Consider the following 14512-nt stretch of genomic DNA (forward strand, 5'->3'; position numbering starts at 1 on the left):
TGCGCGGCTCTGCCGTGCACCACAGAACACTCGGGGCGGACTGTTCGAAGTGCGAGCGGCAACTGCCTTCTCAGACAGCGAGAGTGAGGGGTTGACGGTGGATCGTCAATCATCCTCGCGGAATGTTCCGCATCTCGACCGAAAATTTCCGGAAGCCCGGTGAGCTCGACGGGGACGGCCTGACCCCCGGCGCCGCCGTCGGTGGGGGCCGTTGGCACGGGCCCCGACAAGGGGAGCGAAACAGCAGGTCGGCGAGGTCAAGCGGCCCCTGAGGCGACAGGTCCAGGTGCCGGCCGGTCGCGCGAGGCCGAGTGCCGGCCGGGGTCGGACGTGCCCCCTCAAGCGCGAAGGAGAGGCGCTGTTTGTGGACAGATGGGTGACAGGTCTTGACCGAGAGGTCACATGTTCCTACCTTGTGGCGCCAAGGAGTCCGTGAAGTTTCGTAAGTTTTCGATGCTTGACGCTTCCCGCCCCGGAGGTCTCCAGGGCCGACACCCACCGGACGCACAGTGGATCCGCTGGTGTGACGGCCCCCCGGCGGCAGCTGTTACAACGGGTCGTCAGCTGGGACGGCTGAAGGCTGGAGGTATCTCTCGTCTCCGTCCACGGCGAAGCGCTCCGGTTGAGCGCCCAGCGCACCAACTCTTCGGCACACGCGGCCGCTTTCGCACCTCTCCCGTCCCTGACCCCCCGGGGCGGCCGTTGCGGTTCATCGGGGTCACCCCACCCCCGACCCCAGAAAGGGATGCCTCATGTGGCTTCGCCGTCCGTCCCCGCTCCGCCGGAGACGCCTGCTCGCCGTCCTTGCGCCCTTACTGCTCGTGGCCACCTTCCTCGGTGCCCAGCCCGCCAGCGCGGCGACCATCGACCCCAACGCCTCGTACGTGCTGGTCAACCGCAACAGCGGCAAGGCCCTGGACGTCTACAACCAGGCGACCGGCGATGGCGCACGCATCACCCAGTGGACCAGGAACGACCAGGCCCAGCAGCAGTGGCAGTTCGTCGACTCCGGCAACGGCAACTACCGCATCAAATCCCGCCACTCCGGCAAGGTCCTGGACATCCACAACTGGTCCACCCAGAACGGCGGCTCGATCGTCCAGTGGACCGACCTGAACGCCACCAACCAGCAGTGGCGGGTGGCCGACAGCTCTGATGGCTACGTGAGGTTCATTTCGCGTCACAGCGGCAAGGCCCTCGAAGTACAAGGCGCCTCCACCGCCGACAGCGCGAACATCGTCCAGTACGACGACTGGAACGGCGCCAATCAGCAGTGGCAGCTCGTCAAGGTCGGCGGCGGCAACCCCAGCCCGTGCGCTCTGCCATCGACATACCGCTGGACATCAACGGGCGCGCTGGCGCAGCCCAAGGCGGGTTGGGTCTCGCTCAAGGACTTCACCGTCGCCCCCTACAACGGCCAGCACCTCGTCTACGCGACGACGCACGACACCGGGACGCGCTGGGGTTCGATGAACTTCAGCCTGTTCGGCAACTGGTCGCAGATGGCCTCGGCCAGCCAGAACACGATGTCAGCTTCCACCGTCGCGCCCACGCTCTTCTACTTCGCGCCGAAGAACATCTGGGTGCTCGCCTACCAGTGGGGCAGGACCTCCTTCTCCTACCGGACCTCAAGCGACCCCACCAACCCGAACGGCTGGTCGGCCGAGCAGGAGCTCTTCTCCGGAAGAATCTCCGACTCCCAGACCGGTCCCATCGACCAGACGCTCATCGCTGACGACACGAACATGTACCTGTTCTTCGCCGGTGACAACGGCAGGATCTACCGGGCCAGTATGCCGATCGGGAACTTCCCGAGCAGCTTCGGCTCGACATCGACCGTGATCATGAGCGATACGCAGAACAACCTGTTCGAAGGCCCGCAGGTCTACAAACTTCAGGGTGAGAACCGCTACCTCATGATCGTCGAGGCGATCGGCTCGCAAGGCCGCTACTTCCGCTCGTTCACAGCCACCAGCCTGAACGGCTCGTGGACACCCCAAGCCGCGACCGAGAACAACCCCTTCGCCGGCAAGGCCAACAGCGGCGCCACCTGGACCAACGACATCAGCCACGGCGAACTGCTCCGCACGAGCGCCGATCAGACCATGACCATCGACCCCTGCAATCTGCAACTCCTCTACCAGGGGCGCAGCCCCAACTCCGGCGGCGACTACGGTCTCCTCCCCTACCGCCCAGGCTTGCTGACACTGCAGCGCTGACGGCGTGACACGACTCCGGCTCCGACATGGAGCCGACGTGGCGGGCTCGGCCTTCCGCCGAGCCCGCCGCGTCACACGACAACGTCAGGAGTCATACGGCGACAGAGCGCGGGCCGCACAACGCTGACCAGCCCGAGCGCTCCCCCTACAGCGTCTCGACCTCGAACGACGCCACGTGCCCCGGGTCGGCAACGACAATCCGTTCAGCGAAAGACAGTTCCGCCTCCGGAGTGGTGTGGCCAGAAGGCGTCTTCCCGGTGCTCGGGGCGCTGGGCACTCGGAGCCGTTCGGGCATGCCGCTGGGTGCACTGGTATGCGGTGCGGATGCGTGTGGTGCGCATCACGCACTCTGTGTCGCGAAATGGATACCGGCGGTGTCCGGCGGTCACACAGGAGCCGCAGGCGCGGCTATCCGGGCGCCCAAGGGCTCCATATGGCGCGGATCTGGCACGTGACCCCCATGCCGGCCTCGCTCAGCAGAAACCCCCAAGTCGCTGACTTGGGGGTTTGAGATGGAGCGGGCGACGAGAATCGAACTCGCGCTCTGAGCTTGGGAAGCTCATGTTCTACCATTAAACTACGCCCGCCGGGAGCTGGAGCTAGTTTAGCGCATCCTGGGAGTGGCTGGGGACGGGTGTCGGAGGGATCCCTTAAGGTGGCCGCGTTGCCGGCGTCTGGAGGGGTCTCTTTGCAGGTCACCGTTGTCCGTTGTGCCGAGGGGCACGTGTTCGCCGCGCCCCGTTTCCCCCTGCGGCAGCTGCGTCGTGAGCGGATCGGGCCCGCGCGGTTGCTGAGGTGTCCGCGGTGCGGGCGGCTGCGCAGTGCCGTGCCTGTGTCAGACCTGGGTGCGGTGGAAGTTCAGGTATGACCGGGAGGGGGTCGGCCCGCGCTGGTTCTGGTAGCGGGAGCCGACCCCGCTCGATCCGTAGGGGTGTTCGGACGGCGAGGTCAGCCGGAACATGCACAGCTGGCCGATCTTCATGCCGGGCCACAGCTTGATCGGGAGCGTCGCCACGTTGGACAGCTCCAGCGTCACATGGCCCGAGAAGCCCGGGTCGATGAAGCCGGCCGTCGAGTGGGTGAGCAGCCCGAGGCGTCCGAGGGAGCTCTTGCCCTCCAGCCGGGAGGCCACATCCTCGGGGAGCGAGACCACCTCGTACGTCGAGGCGAGGACGAACTCCCCGGGGTGCAGGATGAACGGCTCGTCGCCGGCCGGCTCGATCACGCGGGTCAGGTCGGGCTGCTCGACCGAGGGGTCGATGTGGGGGTAGCGGTGGTTCTCGAACACCCGGAAGTAGCGGTCGAGCCGCACGTCGATGCTGGAGGGCTGCACCATCGACGGATCGAAGGGGTCGATGCGTACCCGTCCGGCGTCGATTTCCGTCCGGATGTCCTTGTCTGAGAGAAGCACCCCCGAAGGCTACAGCGTCACAGCGTGCCCAGCTTCACCAGCATCAGCAGCGACATCAGCTGGATGGCCGACGCCGCCAGGGCGCGCGGCCAGGGGAGTTCGTGGGAGCGGGACACCATCAGCGTGAACAGCGCGCCCGCGAACAGCCAGGTCGCCCAGCCCAGTATCTGCACCACCGGGCTGGCCCCGCCGACGAAGATGGCCACCGCCAGGCGCGGCACATCGGTGAGCGCCATGATGAGCATCGCCAGGCCGGTGGTCGGCGCCCACAGTCCGTTGCCGCCGAACTGCCGGGCCAGGTTGTGGGTCACCGTCGACAGCAGCAGTGAGCCGAGCACCATGGCGACCCCGGTGATCAGCAGGTAGATCACCGCGTTGGAGACCGTGGTGTTGAGTATGTCCTCGCGCGCCTTGTCGAGGCCGAAGACCGCCACCGATCCGTACAGGAAGGTGACGATCAGGGCCGGGCCCCACATGGGGTAGTCCCGCATCCGCCAGAACGTGGGCTCCGGCCGCAGGAGGACCGCCGGCAGCAGTTCCTTCCAGTGCAGGGGGGGCTGAGGGGGCTCGGGTGGCGGTTCGGTCGGATCCGCCGCGCCGTAGCCGTACCCCTGGTGCTGGTTCCCGCCGCCGTCGTCGTAGTACGGATCGGGGACCGGCTGCTGGTACGGATACGGCTGCTGCGGATCTTGCTCGCGCTTCCTTCGTTGTCCGGGCACAAGTACGAACGTACCCCCTCCCGGCGGTCTTCCGGACCCGGTCCCTGTCAGCTGACGGGGTCTTCCACGCTGCCCTCCGTCTCGGCGGCCGCGACCGGGGTCTTCACCGAGGTCAGCAGGAGCTGTGCGACGTCCACGACCTGCAGGTTCTCCTTCGCGGCGCCGCTCTCCTTCTTCCCGTTGACGGAGTCCGTCAGCATCACGAGACAGAAGGGGCAGGCGGTGGAGACGATGTCCGGGTTGAGGGAGAGGGCCTCGTCCACGCGTTCGTCGTTCACGCGCTTGCCGATGCGCTCCTCCATCCACATCCGGGCGCCGCCCGCGCCACAGCAGAAGCCGCGTTCCTTGTGGCGGTGCATCTCCTCGTTGCGCAGTCCCGGCACCCGGCCGATGATCTCGCGCGGCGGGGTGTACACCTTGTTGTGCCGGCCCAGGTAGCACGGGTCGTGGTACGTGATCAGGCCCTCGACCGGGGTGACCGGCACCAGCCGGCCCTCGTCGATCAGGTGCTGGAGCAGCTGGGTGTGGTGGATGACCTCGTACCGGCCGCCCAGCTGCGGGTACTCGTTGGCCAGCGTGTTGAAGCAGTGCGGGCAGGTGGCCACGATGCGCTTGACGGGGATGGAGCCGAACGCCTCGTTGAGGGTCTCGACATTCTGCTGGCCCAGCTGCTGGTACAGGAACTCGTTGCCGAGCCGCCGCGCCGAGTCGCCGGTGCAGGTCTCCTCGCCGCCCATGATCGCGAATTTCACCCCGGCGGTGTGCAGCAGCTCCGCGAACGCCTTCGTGGTCTTCTTCGCCCGGTCCTCCAGGGCGCCGGCGCAGCCCACCCAGTAGAGGTAGTCGACCTCGGTGAGGTCCTCGACGTCCTGGCCGACGACGGGTACCTCGAAGTCGACCTCCTTGGTCCACTCCAGGCGCTTCTTCTTCGCGAGCCCCCAGGGGTTGCCCTTGCGCTCCAGGTTTTTCAGCATCGTGCCGGCCTCGCTGGGGAAGGCCGACTCGATCATCACCTGGTAGCGGCGCATGTCGACGATGTGGTCGACGTGCTCGATGTCCACCGGGCACTGCTCGACGCACGCGCCGCACGTGGTGCAGGACCACAGCACGTCGGGGTCGATGACGCCCTGCTCCGCCTCGGTGCCGATGAGCGGGCGCTCCGGGGCCTCCTCGCCCGCCAGCAGGTACGGGGCCTTGGCGTGCGCGTGGTCGCGCAGCGACATCACCAGCAGCTTCGGGGAGAGCGGCTTGCCGGTGTTCCAGGCCGGGCACTGCGACTGGCAGCGGCCGCACTCGGTGCAGGTGGAGAAGTCCAGCAGGCCCTTCCAGGAGAAGTGCTCGACCTGCGAGACGCCGAACTGGTCGTCCTCGCCCGGGTCCTCGAAGTCGATGGGCTTGCCGGCCGAGGTCATGGGCTGGAGCGCGCCCAGGGCCGTGCCGCCGTCCGCCTCGCGCTTGAACCAGATGTTGGGGAAGGCCAGGAAGCGGTGCCAGGCGACGCCCATGGAGGTGTTCAGGGCGACGGTGATGGCCCAGATCATCGAGACGCTGATCTTGATGAGGACGACCAGGTAGACGAGGGTCTGCAGGGTGCCGACGCTCAGCCCGTCGAAGAGGGCGACCAGCGGGTAGGAGACGAAGTACGCCGCGCCGTACCCGTCCACGTGGTGCAGGGCGCCCTCCAGGCCGCGCAGCAGCAGGATGGCGACGCCGATGGTGAGGATGACGTACTCGACGAAGTACGCCTGCCAGGCGGTCGACCCGGTGAAGCGCGATTTGCGGCCCGCCCGCGAGGGCAGGTTCAGCAGCCGGATGGCGATGAGGACGAGGATGCCGACGGTGGTGCCGGCGGCGAAGAGCTCCGTCCACATCTCGAAGGGGGTGAAGCCGCCGATCACCGGCAGCAGCCAGTCGGCCTGGAAGAGCTGGCCGTACGCCTGGAGCAGGGTGGGCACCAGGGTGAGGAAGCCGAGGGCGACCAGCCAGTGGGCGACGCCGACGATGCCCCAGCGGTTCATCCGGGTGTGGCCGAGGAACTCCTTGACCAGGGTGAGGGTGCGCGCCCCGGGGTCGCCGGTGCGGGCGCCCTCGGGCACGGGTTGGCCCAGGCGCAGGAAGCGGACGATCTCCACGATCGCCCGGCTGAACAGCGCCACGGCGACAGCGGTGAGCACCAGCGAGACAACGATCGCGGCCAGTTGCATGTCAGCTCCTGTCGGTCTTACTGGGCGGTAACTTAACGGCTTCGTATGAGGGTACCCACTTCACCGGCCATCCTGGAAACATCTTGGAGGACAGTGATGACAAGCCGCCCCGACATTCAGGTGCGGCGGGTGTACGACCCGCCGGACAAACAGGACGGGACCCGGGTGCTGATCGACCGGGTCTGGCCGCGCGGGGTCTCCAAGGCGGACGCGCACATCGACGAGTGGCCCAAGGAGATCACGCCCTCGACCGACCTGCGGCACTGGTTTCACGGGGAACACGCGTCGTACGCGGAGTTCCGCCGCCGCTATCTGGCCGAACTGAAAGCCCCCGAACGGGCCGATGAGCTCGAACGGCTGCGTGCCGAGGCGCGGACCCACACCGTCACCCTCGTGACCTCGGTCAGGGAGCCGGAACGCAGCCACGCGGCGGTGCTGGCGGAGCGGCTGCGGGGCCGCTGAGCCGGTGCGGGGGGCCGCCGCCCTGGGCCCATTCGAGGTGCGGTCCCCCGGGGGGCGTGGTGCGATGAGCTCATGATCGTGACCATCGTGGGTGCCGGCAGCATGGCCCGGGGCATCGCCACCCGGGCACTGGTCGGCGGGCACAGCGTACGGCTCATCGACCACTCCGCCGACAAGGCGCGTGCCCTGGCCGACGAGTTGCGCCAGAGTCATCCCACCGGCCATGTGCAGCCCTCGGACGCGATCGGCGTCGAGGACGCCGACATCGTCGTCCTGGCCGTGCCGCACCCCGTGGGCCGCGACCTGGTGAGCGACTACGGCACCGCGCTCACCGGCTCGGTCGTCGTCGACATCTGCAACCCCGTCGACTTCACCACCTTCGACTCCCTCGTCACCGCGCCGGGGGTCTCCGCGGCCGAGGAGATCGCCGCCGAGGCGGCGCCCGGCGTCCCCGTCGTCAAGGCGTTCAACACCACCTTCGCCACCACCCTGGTGGCCGGTGAGGTGGCGGGACAGCGGCTGGACGTGTTCCTCGCGGGTGACGACGAGGGGGCCAAGGCCACTGTCGCCGAGCTCGTCTCCTCCGGCGGGCTGCGGCCCCTGGATGTCGGGCCGCTGCGCCGGGCGCGGGAGCTGGAGGGCTTCCAGTTCCTGCTCATGACGGTCCAGGACCGGCTCGGCTTCGACTGGGCCGGCGCACTCAAGATCATTTCCTAGGGGTGGCGTGAGGCAGATCCGGATCACCACAGCCGACGGGCCGCGCCGCCGCTGGGCGCTGGCCGCAGCCGTCCTGCCGCTCGCCCTCCTGGTGACCTGGGACGGGGTTCCGGGCGCAGGGGAGGCCGGGGGCGGCGGCGGGCAGCCGGACGGCGGCGCGGCCACCGCGCAGCGGGCCACCGCCCGCCCGGAGGGGATCATGACCCGTCAGGAATGGGGGGCGGACGAGAGCCTGCGCTCCGGGCCGACCACGTACACCGGCGCGGTGAAGGCGGTCTTCGTGCACCACACCGCGCACGACGACGTGTACGACTGCGCCGAGGTGCCCGAGATGCTGCGCGAGATGTACGGGTACCACGTCGGCCGGCGCGGCTGGGACGACCTCGGCTACAACTTCTTGGTCGACCGGTGCGGCACGATCTACGAGGGCCGGGCCGGCGGCCTGGAGCGGGACGCGTACGGGGCGCACACCGAGGGCTTCAACAGTGACACGGTGGGTGTCGCCGTGCTGGGGACCTTCGACGACGCCCCGCCGCCGCAGGCGGTGCTGGACGCGATCGCGCGGGTCGCCGCCTGGAAGCTGCGGTCCGGGGTGGATCCGCGCGAGCACACCCAGCTGGTGTCCACGAATGACGACAGCCGTTTCGGGGAGGGGGAGGCGGTGGACGTCGAGGTGATCTCCGGGCACCGCGACACCTCGTACACGGACTGTCCGGGCGACGCCCTGCAGGAAGCGCTGCCCGCCATCCGCGCGGAGGCCGCCCGGCTGCGGGGGGACGGGGCGGGAGCCGAGCCCTCCGGGCCCCCTTGAGCGTAAGAATGGGATAAGAGTTGAGTCGGCCACGCTCAGGTCATTTGACGCCGGTGGCAGCCTGCGGCACTCTTGAGTCAGATTCACTCAACAGTGCTGGAGGAAACCGAAATGGCACGAGCGGTCGGCATCGACCTGGGCACGACGAACTCCGTCGTCAGTGTTCTCGAAGGCGGTGAGCCCACCGTCATCACCAACGCCGAGGGCGCCAGGACCACGCCGTCCGTCGTCGCCTTCGCCAAGAACGGTGAGGTGCTCGTCGGCGAGGTCGCCAAGCGCCAGGCCGTCACCAACGTGGACCGGACGATCCGCTCGGTCAAGCGCCACATGGGCACCGACTGGAAGGTGCACCTGGACGGCAAGGACTTCAACCCGCAGCAGATGTCCGCGTTCATCCTGCAGAAGCTGAAGCGGGACGCGGAGGCCTACCTGGGCGAGAAGGTCGCCGACGCGGTGATCACCGTCCCGGCGTACTTCAACGACCACGAGCGGCAGGCCACCAAGGAGGCCGGCGAGATCGCGGGCCTGAACGTGCTGCGGATCGTCAACGAGCCGACCGCCGCCGCCCTCGCCTACGGCCTGGAGAAGGACGACCAGACCATCCTGGTCTTCGACCTCGGTGGCGGTACGTTCGACGTCTCGCTGCTGGAGATCGGCGACGGCGTGGTCGAGGTGAAGGCCACCAACGGTGACAACCACCTCGGTGGTGACGACTGGGACCAGCGCGTCGTGGACCACCTGGTGCGCCAGTTCGCCGCCGCGCACGGCGTGGACCTCAGCAAGGACAAGATGGCCCTCCAGCGGCTGCGCGAGTCCGCCGAGAAGGCCAAGATCGAGCTGTCCTCGTCCACCGAGACCTCGATCAACCTGCCCTACATCACGGCGTCCGCCGAGGGCCCGCTGCACATGGACGAGAAGCTCACCCGGGCGCAGTTCCAGCAGCTGACCGCGGACCTGCTGGAGCGCTGCAAGACCCCGTTCCACAACGTCATCAAGGACGCGGGCATCCAGCTGTCCGAGATCGACCACGTGGTGCTCGTCGGCGGCTCCACCCGGATGCCCGCGGTCGCCGAGCTGGTGCGCGAGCTGACCGGTGGCAAGGACGCCAACAAGGGCGTCAACCCGGACGAGGTCGTCGCCATCGGCGCCAGCCTCCAGGCCGGTGTGCTCAAGGGTGAGGTCAAGGACGTCCTGCTGCTGGACGTCACCCCGCTGTCCCTCGGTATCGAGACCAAGGGCGGCATCATGACCAAGCTGATCGAGCGCAACACCACGATCCCGACCAAGCGCTCGGAGATCTTCACCACGGCCGAGGACAACCAGCCGTCCGTGCAGATCCAGGTCTACCAGGGCGAGCGCGAGATCGCCGCGTACAACAAGAAGCTCGGGATGTTCGAGCTGACCGGTCTGCCCCCGGCGCCGCGCGGCGTCCCGCAGATCGAGGTCACCTTCGACATCGACGCCAACGGCATCATGCACGTCTCCGCCAAGGACCTCGGTACCGGCAAGGAGCAGCGGATGACCGTCACCGGTGGCTCCGCGCTGCCGAAGGACGACATCGAGCGGATGATGCGCGACGCCGAGCAGTACGCGGACGAGGACCACCGCCGCCGCGAGGCCGCGGAGACCCGCAACCAGGCCGAGCAGCTCGTCTACACCACGGAGAACTTCCTCAAGGAGAACGCCGAGAAGGTTCCGGCCGAGGTGAAGACCGAGGTCGAGACCGCGGTCGCCGACCTCAAGGAGAAGCTGAAGGGCGAGGACACCGCGGCGATCCGCGAGGCGTCCGAGACCGTCGCCTCCACCAGCCAGAAGCTGGGCCAGGCGATGTACGCGGACGCGCAGGGCGCCCAGGCCGCCGGTCCCGGCGGCGAGGCGGGCGCGGGTGCGGCCGGCGGTGCCCAGGGCGGCGCGGCCTCCGGCGGTGCCGAGGACGACGTCGTCGACGCCGAGATCGTGGACGACGACAAGCCGAAGGGTGGTGCGGCGTGACCCAGGACCCGCAGGGCTTCGACAAGGAGCCCGAGGTCCCCGACGGCGATGCCGCGAACGCGGACGCCACCCCCGCCGAGCCGGAGAACCCGGACGGCAGGGGGGCTCCGGCCCCCGGTGACGGTGGTACGGGCGCGGGCCAGGGCGGCCAGGGCGGCGACGCCGGGCAGTCCTCGGTCGAGGTGGCGCTGACCGCGCAGCTCGACCAGACCCGCTCGGCGCTGAACGAACGCACCCAGGACCTGCAGCGGCTCCAGGCGGAGTTCCAGAACTACCGCCGCCGGGTGGAGCGGGACCGGATCGCCGTCAAGGAGATCGCGGTCGCCAATCTGCTCACCGAGCTGCTGCCGGTGCTGGACGACATCGGCCGCGCCCGGGACCACGGCGAACTGGTCGGTGGCTTCAAGCAGGTGGCCGAGTCGCTGGAGACGGTGGCGGCCAAGATGGGTCTGATGCAGTTCGGCAAGGAGGGCGAGCCCTTCGACCCGATGATCCACGAGGCCCTCATGCACAGCTACTCGCCGGACGTCACCGAGACGACGTGCGTGCAGATCCTCCAGCCCGGGTATCGCATCGGCGAACGGACGATCCGCCCCGCGCGGGTCGGTGTCGCCGAGCCGCAGCCGGGCGCGCAGCCCGCGGCGGCGGGGGCCGACTCCGCGGCCGAGCAGCAGGAGGACAGTGCGTCGACGTCCGAGCCGGAGAACGGAACCGGCGGCGGCAAGAGCGATGCCGCCGCTCCGGACGAGGGCTGAGGCCGGGGGAATGCGGCTGCTGATCGGAATCGGCCTCACTGGGACGACCGGTGAGGCCGGACGGGCCGGGAAGGCCGGAGAGGAGGGATGCCGGGGATGAGCACCAAGGACTTCATCGAGAAGGACTACTACAAGGTCCTCGGCGTCCCGCGCGACGCCACCGAGGCGGAGATCAAGAAGGCGTACCGGAAGCTCGCCCGCGAGAACCATCCGGACGCCAACAAGGGTGACTCCCGCGCCGAGGAGCGGTTCAAGAACGTCTCCGAGGCGTACGACGTGCTCGGCGACGTGAAACGCCGCAAGGAGTACGACGAGGCGCGCGCCCTCTTCGGCGGTGGCGGCTTCCGGCCCGGCCCCGGGGCGGGCGGCCAGCAGTTCAACTTCGACCTGGGTGACCTCTTCGGGGGCACCCAGGGCGGTCCCGGCGGCCCGGGCGGGCCCGGTGGCCCGGCCGGCGGCTTCGGCGGCGGCGGGGGCATCGGCGACGTCTTCGGCGGACTGTTCAACCGGGGCGGCGCGGGCACCCGTACGACCGCGCCGCGCCGTGGGCAGGACGTGGAGTCCGAGGTGACGCTGAGCTTCACCGAGGCGGTCTCGGGTGCCACGGTGCCGCTGCGGATGTCCTCCAGCGCGGCGTGCAAGGCGTGTTCGGGCACCGGCGACAAGAACGGCACACCACGGGTGTGCCCGACGTGCGTCGGCACCGGCCAGGTCAGCCGGGGCGGCGGTGGCGGGTTCTCGCTCACCGATCCGTGCGTGGACTGCAAGGGCCGGGGCCTGATCGCCCAGGACCCGTGCTCCGTGTGCCGCGGCAGCGGGCGGGCGACCAGCTCCCGCACCATGCAGGTCCGCATCCCGGCGGGCGTCGGCGACGGGCAGCGCATCCGGCTGCGCGGCAAGGGCGCCCCGGGCGAACGCGGCGGCCCGGCCGGTGATCTGTATGTCGTCGTCCATGTGGACGAACACCCCGTGTTCGGCCGCCGTGGTGACAATCTGACCATTACGGTGCCGGTGAGCTTCCCCGAGGCCGCCCTCGGGGGCGAGATCACCGTGCCGACACTGGGCGGTCCGCCCGTCACGCTGAAGCTCCCGCCCGGCACCCCGGGCGGGCGCACCATGCGTGCCCGGGGCAAGGGCGCGGTGCGCAAGGACGGTTCGCTCGGCGATTTGCTGGTCACGATAGAGGTAGTGGTTCCGCGGGATCTGAACGAGGCGGCGCGCAAGGCCCTGGAGGAGTACCGGACGGCCGCCGGGGACGATGACCCTCGGGCAGCGCTGTTCGAGGCCGCGAAGGGAGAGTGACGAATGCACGGCTGGAACGCACCAGGAACCGGGCCCCGCTCACCAGGTGGAGGCCCCGGGCCGGGCCCCGGCCCGCTGACCGACGACACCCCCGTGTACGTCATCTCGGTCGCGGCCCAGCTGTCCGGACTTCACCCGCAGACCCTGCGCCAGTACGACCGGCTCGGTCTGGTCTGCCCCGACCGTACGGCCGGGCGCGGCCGGCGGTACTCCGCCCGGGACATCCAGATGCTGCGCGAGGTGCAGCGGCTGAGCCAGGACGAGGGCATCAACCTCGCCGGGATCAAGCGGATCATCGAGCTGGAGCATCAGGTGGCGGTGCTGCGCGCCCAGGCCGCCGAGATGCAGCAGGCGCTGGAGGGCGCGGCGCTGGCCATGCGGCAGCGCGAGGCCCAGGTGCACGCCTCCTACCGGCGGGACCTGGTGCCGTACCAGGACGTCACCCACCAGGGTGCCGTCGTGGTGTGGCGGCCCGACCGGCGCGGCTGAGCGGAACGTGCGGACGAGGGGCCCGGCGCGGAAGCGCCGGGCCCCTCGCCATGCGCTGCGCGGGGCGGCGCGGGGTGATGAGGGGCCGGTGCCGGGCCAAAAAAGCGGGGGGCCCGGCGCGGGTCCGGGAACCTAGGGTCGCGTGCATGGCATGGACAGCACCTGGACTGGATTCGGGCGGGAACGGGATACCTCTGCTCGCTCTGCACGGCAGCTTCGGGCGGGGGGCGGTCTTCGCGCGGCTCGCCGCCGATCTGGGCCCCGCCTTCCGGGTCCTCGCACCCGACCAGCGCGGTCACGGTCACTGCCCGCCGCGCCCCGGCGGCTTCGGCGTCGAGCGGTTCACCGACGACGCCGAGCGGCTGCTGACGGAGCTGGTCCAGGAACGGGGCGGTCGGCCGCTCGCGGTGCTCGGCCACTCGCTGGGCGGCATCATCGCGTACCACCTCGCGGCCCGCCGGCCCGATCTGGTGTCCGCGCTGATCATCGAGGACGTCGGCCCGGTGATGCGGCGCCCGGAGATCGAGCGTCCCGTGCTGGACGTGCGCGGCTGGCCGGCCACCGCGCCCACCCGGGAGGCGCTCGCCGCCGCGATCGAGGCGGCCGGCGTACCGGATGCCGCGTACTTCATGGCCAGCGCCGTCCCGGACGAGGAACGCGGTGGCTGGCGGCTGCTGTTCGACTGGGACACGATGACGGAGGTGCAGACGGGCGGAGTCGGGGACTGGTGGCCGCGATGGCTCGGCTCCCGCTGCCCCGCGCTGGTGCTGCGCGGCGGACACAGCACGCTGCTGCCCGCCGTGCTGGCCCGGGAGATGACCGCCCGCCGCCCCGGAGCCCGTCTGCTGGAGTTCCCCGCCGCCGGGCACTGGATCCACGACGACGATCCGGTGGGCGTGGCGGAGGCCGTCCGCGGCTTCCTCACTCCGTGAACGGGTCGGGGGTCAGTCGAAGACCACGTCGCACCATTCCCGTTGCCACTCCTCCAGCCACTCGCGGGCGGGCCCGCAGTGTTCGCCGCCGTCCCGGTTCCGGTGGTGACCGTCGTAGCCGGGGCCCGGTGCGTGCTCATCCGTACCGGCGCCCTCCTCCGCGTCCTCCTCGCCGGCGGGCGCCGGTTCCGGCTCGGGTTCGGGTTCGGGTTCCGGCTCGGGCGGCGGGGGCGGTGCCGGGGTGGGCGAGGCGGGCGTGAGCCCTTCCTCGGGGGGTTCGGCGGCGACCGCCTCCGGCGTCCACGGCGCCACCTTCAGCGGGGCGTCCGGGCCGGGCGCCGTCCGTTCCCCCCGCGGGGAAGGCCCCGGATCCGGCGCCGCCTCGGTGGCGGCACCACACCCGGCAACGGCTGACACCACGGCCACCGCGAGGGCGGCTCCCAGCGAACGCGAACGCATCCGCCGAGTATGGACCCCTCAACACCCCCGGTGCCAGCGG

Annotated in this window: 14 protein-coding genes and 1 tRNA gene; 10 read left to right on the forward strand and 5 right to left on the reverse strand. The window is 70.0% G+C overall.

The annotated features are described in order from the left end of the window. The first annotated feature begins 752 nt into the window (after positions 1–752). Positions 753–2219: a non-reducing end alpha-L-arabinofuranosidase family hydrolase gene (locus SXIM_RS14110; RefSeq protein ID WP_030732999.1), complete on the forward strand. Its 1467-nt coding sequence runs from the start codon at positions 753–755 to the stop codon at positions 2217–2219. A gap of 513 nt (positions 2220–2732) precedes the next feature. On the opposite strand, the gene SXIM_RS14115 is transcribed toward SXIM_RS14110, so the two are convergent. Further along, positions 2733–2806, reverse strand: a tRNA-Gly gene (locus SXIM_RS14115). A 77-nt stretch (positions 2807–2883) separates the two neighbouring features. Between SXIM_RS14115 and SXIM_RS28110 the strand changes: the two genes are divergently transcribed. Then, positions 2884–3087: a hypothetical protein gene (locus SXIM_RS28110; RefSeq protein WP_078635541.1), complete on the forward strand. Its 204-nt coding sequence runs from the start codon at positions 2884–2886 to the stop codon at positions 3085–3087. Here the strand turns inward: SXIM_RS28110 and dcd are convergent. Genes dcd through SXIM_RS14135 form a run of 3 tightly spaced genes read right to left on the reverse strand, consistent with a single transcriptional unit; the run spans position 3055 to position 6553 of the window. Then, on the reverse strand, positions 3055–3630 hold the full coding sequence (dcd, locus tag SXIM_RS14125; RefSeq protein WP_030733001.1) for a dCTP deaminase: 576 nt from the start codon (positions 3628–3630) through the stop codon (positions 3055–3057). The two genes, SXIM_RS28110 and dcd, sit on opposite strands and share 33 nt — an antisense overlap. 17 nt (positions 3631–3647) lie before the next feature. Continuing rightward, entirely contained in the window at positions 3648–4349 is a 702-nt protein-coding gene (locus SXIM_RS14130) for a Yip1 family protein (RefSeq protein ID WP_375877996.1), read from the reverse strand. A 47-nt stretch (positions 4350–4396) separates the two neighbouring features. Further along, positions 4397–6553, reverse strand: coding sequence for a (Fe-S)-binding protein (locus tag SXIM_RS14135; protein ID WP_046724237.1), 2157 nt, complete (start codon positions 6551–6553; stop codon positions 4397–4399). Between the two features lie 96 nt (positions 6554–6649). Here SXIM_RS14135 and SXIM_RS14140 point away from each other — a divergent pair, with 96 nt between their 5' ends. The 8 genes from SXIM_RS14140 (at position 6650) to SXIM_RS14175 (ending at position 14013) form a co-directional block, all read left to right on the forward strand. Next, positions 6650–7015, forward strand: a complete 366-nt coding sequence (locus SXIM_RS14140) for a DUF488 domain-containing protein (protein WP_030733007.1) — start codon at positions 6650–6652, stop codon at positions 7013–7015. A 72-nt stretch (positions 7016–7087) separates the two neighbouring features. Beyond that, on the forward strand, positions 7088–7732 hold the full coding sequence (locus tag SXIM_RS14145) for an NADPH-dependent F420 reductase (protein WP_030733008.1): 645 nt from the start codon (positions 7088–7090) through the stop codon (positions 7730–7732). Between the two features lie 7 nt (positions 7733–7739). Next, positions 7740–8543 carry a peptidoglycan recognition protein family protein gene (locus SXIM_RS14150; RefSeq protein ID WP_078635521.1) on the forward strand — a complete coding sequence of 268 codons (804 nt, stop codon included), beginning with the start codon at positions 7740–7742 and terminating at the stop codon, positions 8541–8543. 111 nt (positions 8544–8654) lie between these two features. Next, positions 8655–10535 carry a molecular chaperone DnaK gene (gene dnaK, locus SXIM_RS14155; RefSeq protein WP_030733014.1) on the forward strand — a complete coding sequence of 627 codons (1881 nt, stop codon included), beginning with the start codon at positions 8655–8657 and terminating at the stop codon, positions 10533–10535. Further along, the gene (gene grpE / locus SXIM_RS14160; protein ID WP_046724239.1) at positions 10532–11290 is read left to right on the forward strand and encodes a nucleotide exchange factor GrpE; all 759 of its coding nucleotides are present in this window, start codon (positions 10532–10534) and stop codon (positions 11288–11290) included. The genes dnaK and grpE overlap by 4 nt, the downstream gene beginning before the upstream one ends. A gap of 96 nt (positions 11291–11386) precedes the next feature. Further along, positions 11387–12592: a molecular chaperone DnaJ gene (dnaJ, locus tag SXIM_RS14165; RefSeq protein ID WP_030733021.1), complete on the forward strand. Its 1206-nt coding sequence runs from the start codon at positions 11387–11389 to the stop codon at positions 12590–12592. A gap of 3 nt (positions 12593–12595) precedes the next feature. Beyond that, positions 12596–13081: a heat shock protein transcriptional repressor HspR gene (locus SXIM_RS14170; protein ID WP_281289050.1), complete on the forward strand. Its 486-nt coding sequence runs from the start codon at positions 12596–12598 to the stop codon at positions 13079–13081. Positions 13082–13227: 146 nt separating this feature from the next. Further along, on the forward strand, positions 13228–14013 hold the full coding sequence (locus SXIM_RS14175; protein WP_046724241.1) for an alpha/beta fold hydrolase: 786 nt from the start codon (positions 13228–13230) through the stop codon (positions 14011–14013). A gap of 12 nt (positions 14014–14025) precedes the next feature. On the opposite strand, the gene SXIM_RS27720 is transcribed toward SXIM_RS14175, so the two are convergent. Then, a complete protein-coding gene (locus SXIM_RS27720; RefSeq protein WP_030733027.1) occupies positions 14026–14472 on the reverse strand; it encodes a hypothetical protein in 447 nt (148 codons plus the stop codon). Positions 14473–14512 lie beyond the last annotated feature (40 nt).

It is taken from the genome of Streptomyces xiamenensis, assembly GCF_000993785.3.
GTDB lineage: Bacteria > Actinomycetota > Actinomycetes > Streptomycetales > Streptomycetaceae > Streptomyces > Streptomyces xiamenensis.

What these genes read in the sequence shown, in the direction of transcription:
- SXIM_RS14110 (WP_030732999.1), top strand. Translation starts at nt 753, where the DNA reads ATGTGGCTTCGCCGTCCGTCCCCGCTCCGCCGGAGACGCCTGCTCGCC.
- SXIM_RS14135 (WP_046724237.1), bottom strand. Translation starts at nt 6,553, where the DNA reads ATGCAACTGGCCGCGATCGTTGTCTCGCTGGTGCTCACCGCTGTCGCC.
- SXIM_RS14140 (WP_030733007.1), top strand. Translation starts at nt 6,650, where the DNA reads ATGACAAGCCGCCCCGACATTCAGGTGCGGCGGGTGTACGACCCGCCG.
- SXIM_RS14145 (WP_030733008.1), top strand. Translation starts at nt 7,088, where the DNA reads ATGATCGTGACCATCGTGGGTGCCGGCAGCATGGCCCGGGGCATCGCC.
- dnaK (WP_030733014.1), top strand. Translation starts at nt 8,655, where the DNA reads ATGGCACGAGCGGTCGGCATCGACCTGGGCACGACGAACTCCGTCGTC.
- dnaJ (WP_030733021.1), top strand. Translation starts at nt 11,387, where the DNA reads ATGAGCACCAAGGACTTCATCGAGAAGGACTACTACAAGGTCCTCGGC.
- SXIM_RS14170 (WP_281289050.1), top strand. Translation starts at nt 12,596, where the DNA reads ATGCACGGCTGGAACGCACCAGGAACCGGGCCCCGCTCACCAGGTGGA.
- SXIM_RS14175 (WP_046724241.1), top strand. Translation starts at nt 13,228, where the DNA reads ATGGCATGGACAGCACCTGGACTGGATTCGGGCGGGAACGGGATACCT.
- SXIM_RS27720 (WP_030733027.1), bottom strand. Translation starts at nt 14,472, where the DNA reads ATGCGTTCGCGTTCGCTGGGAGCCGCCCTCGCGGTGGCCGTGGTGTCA.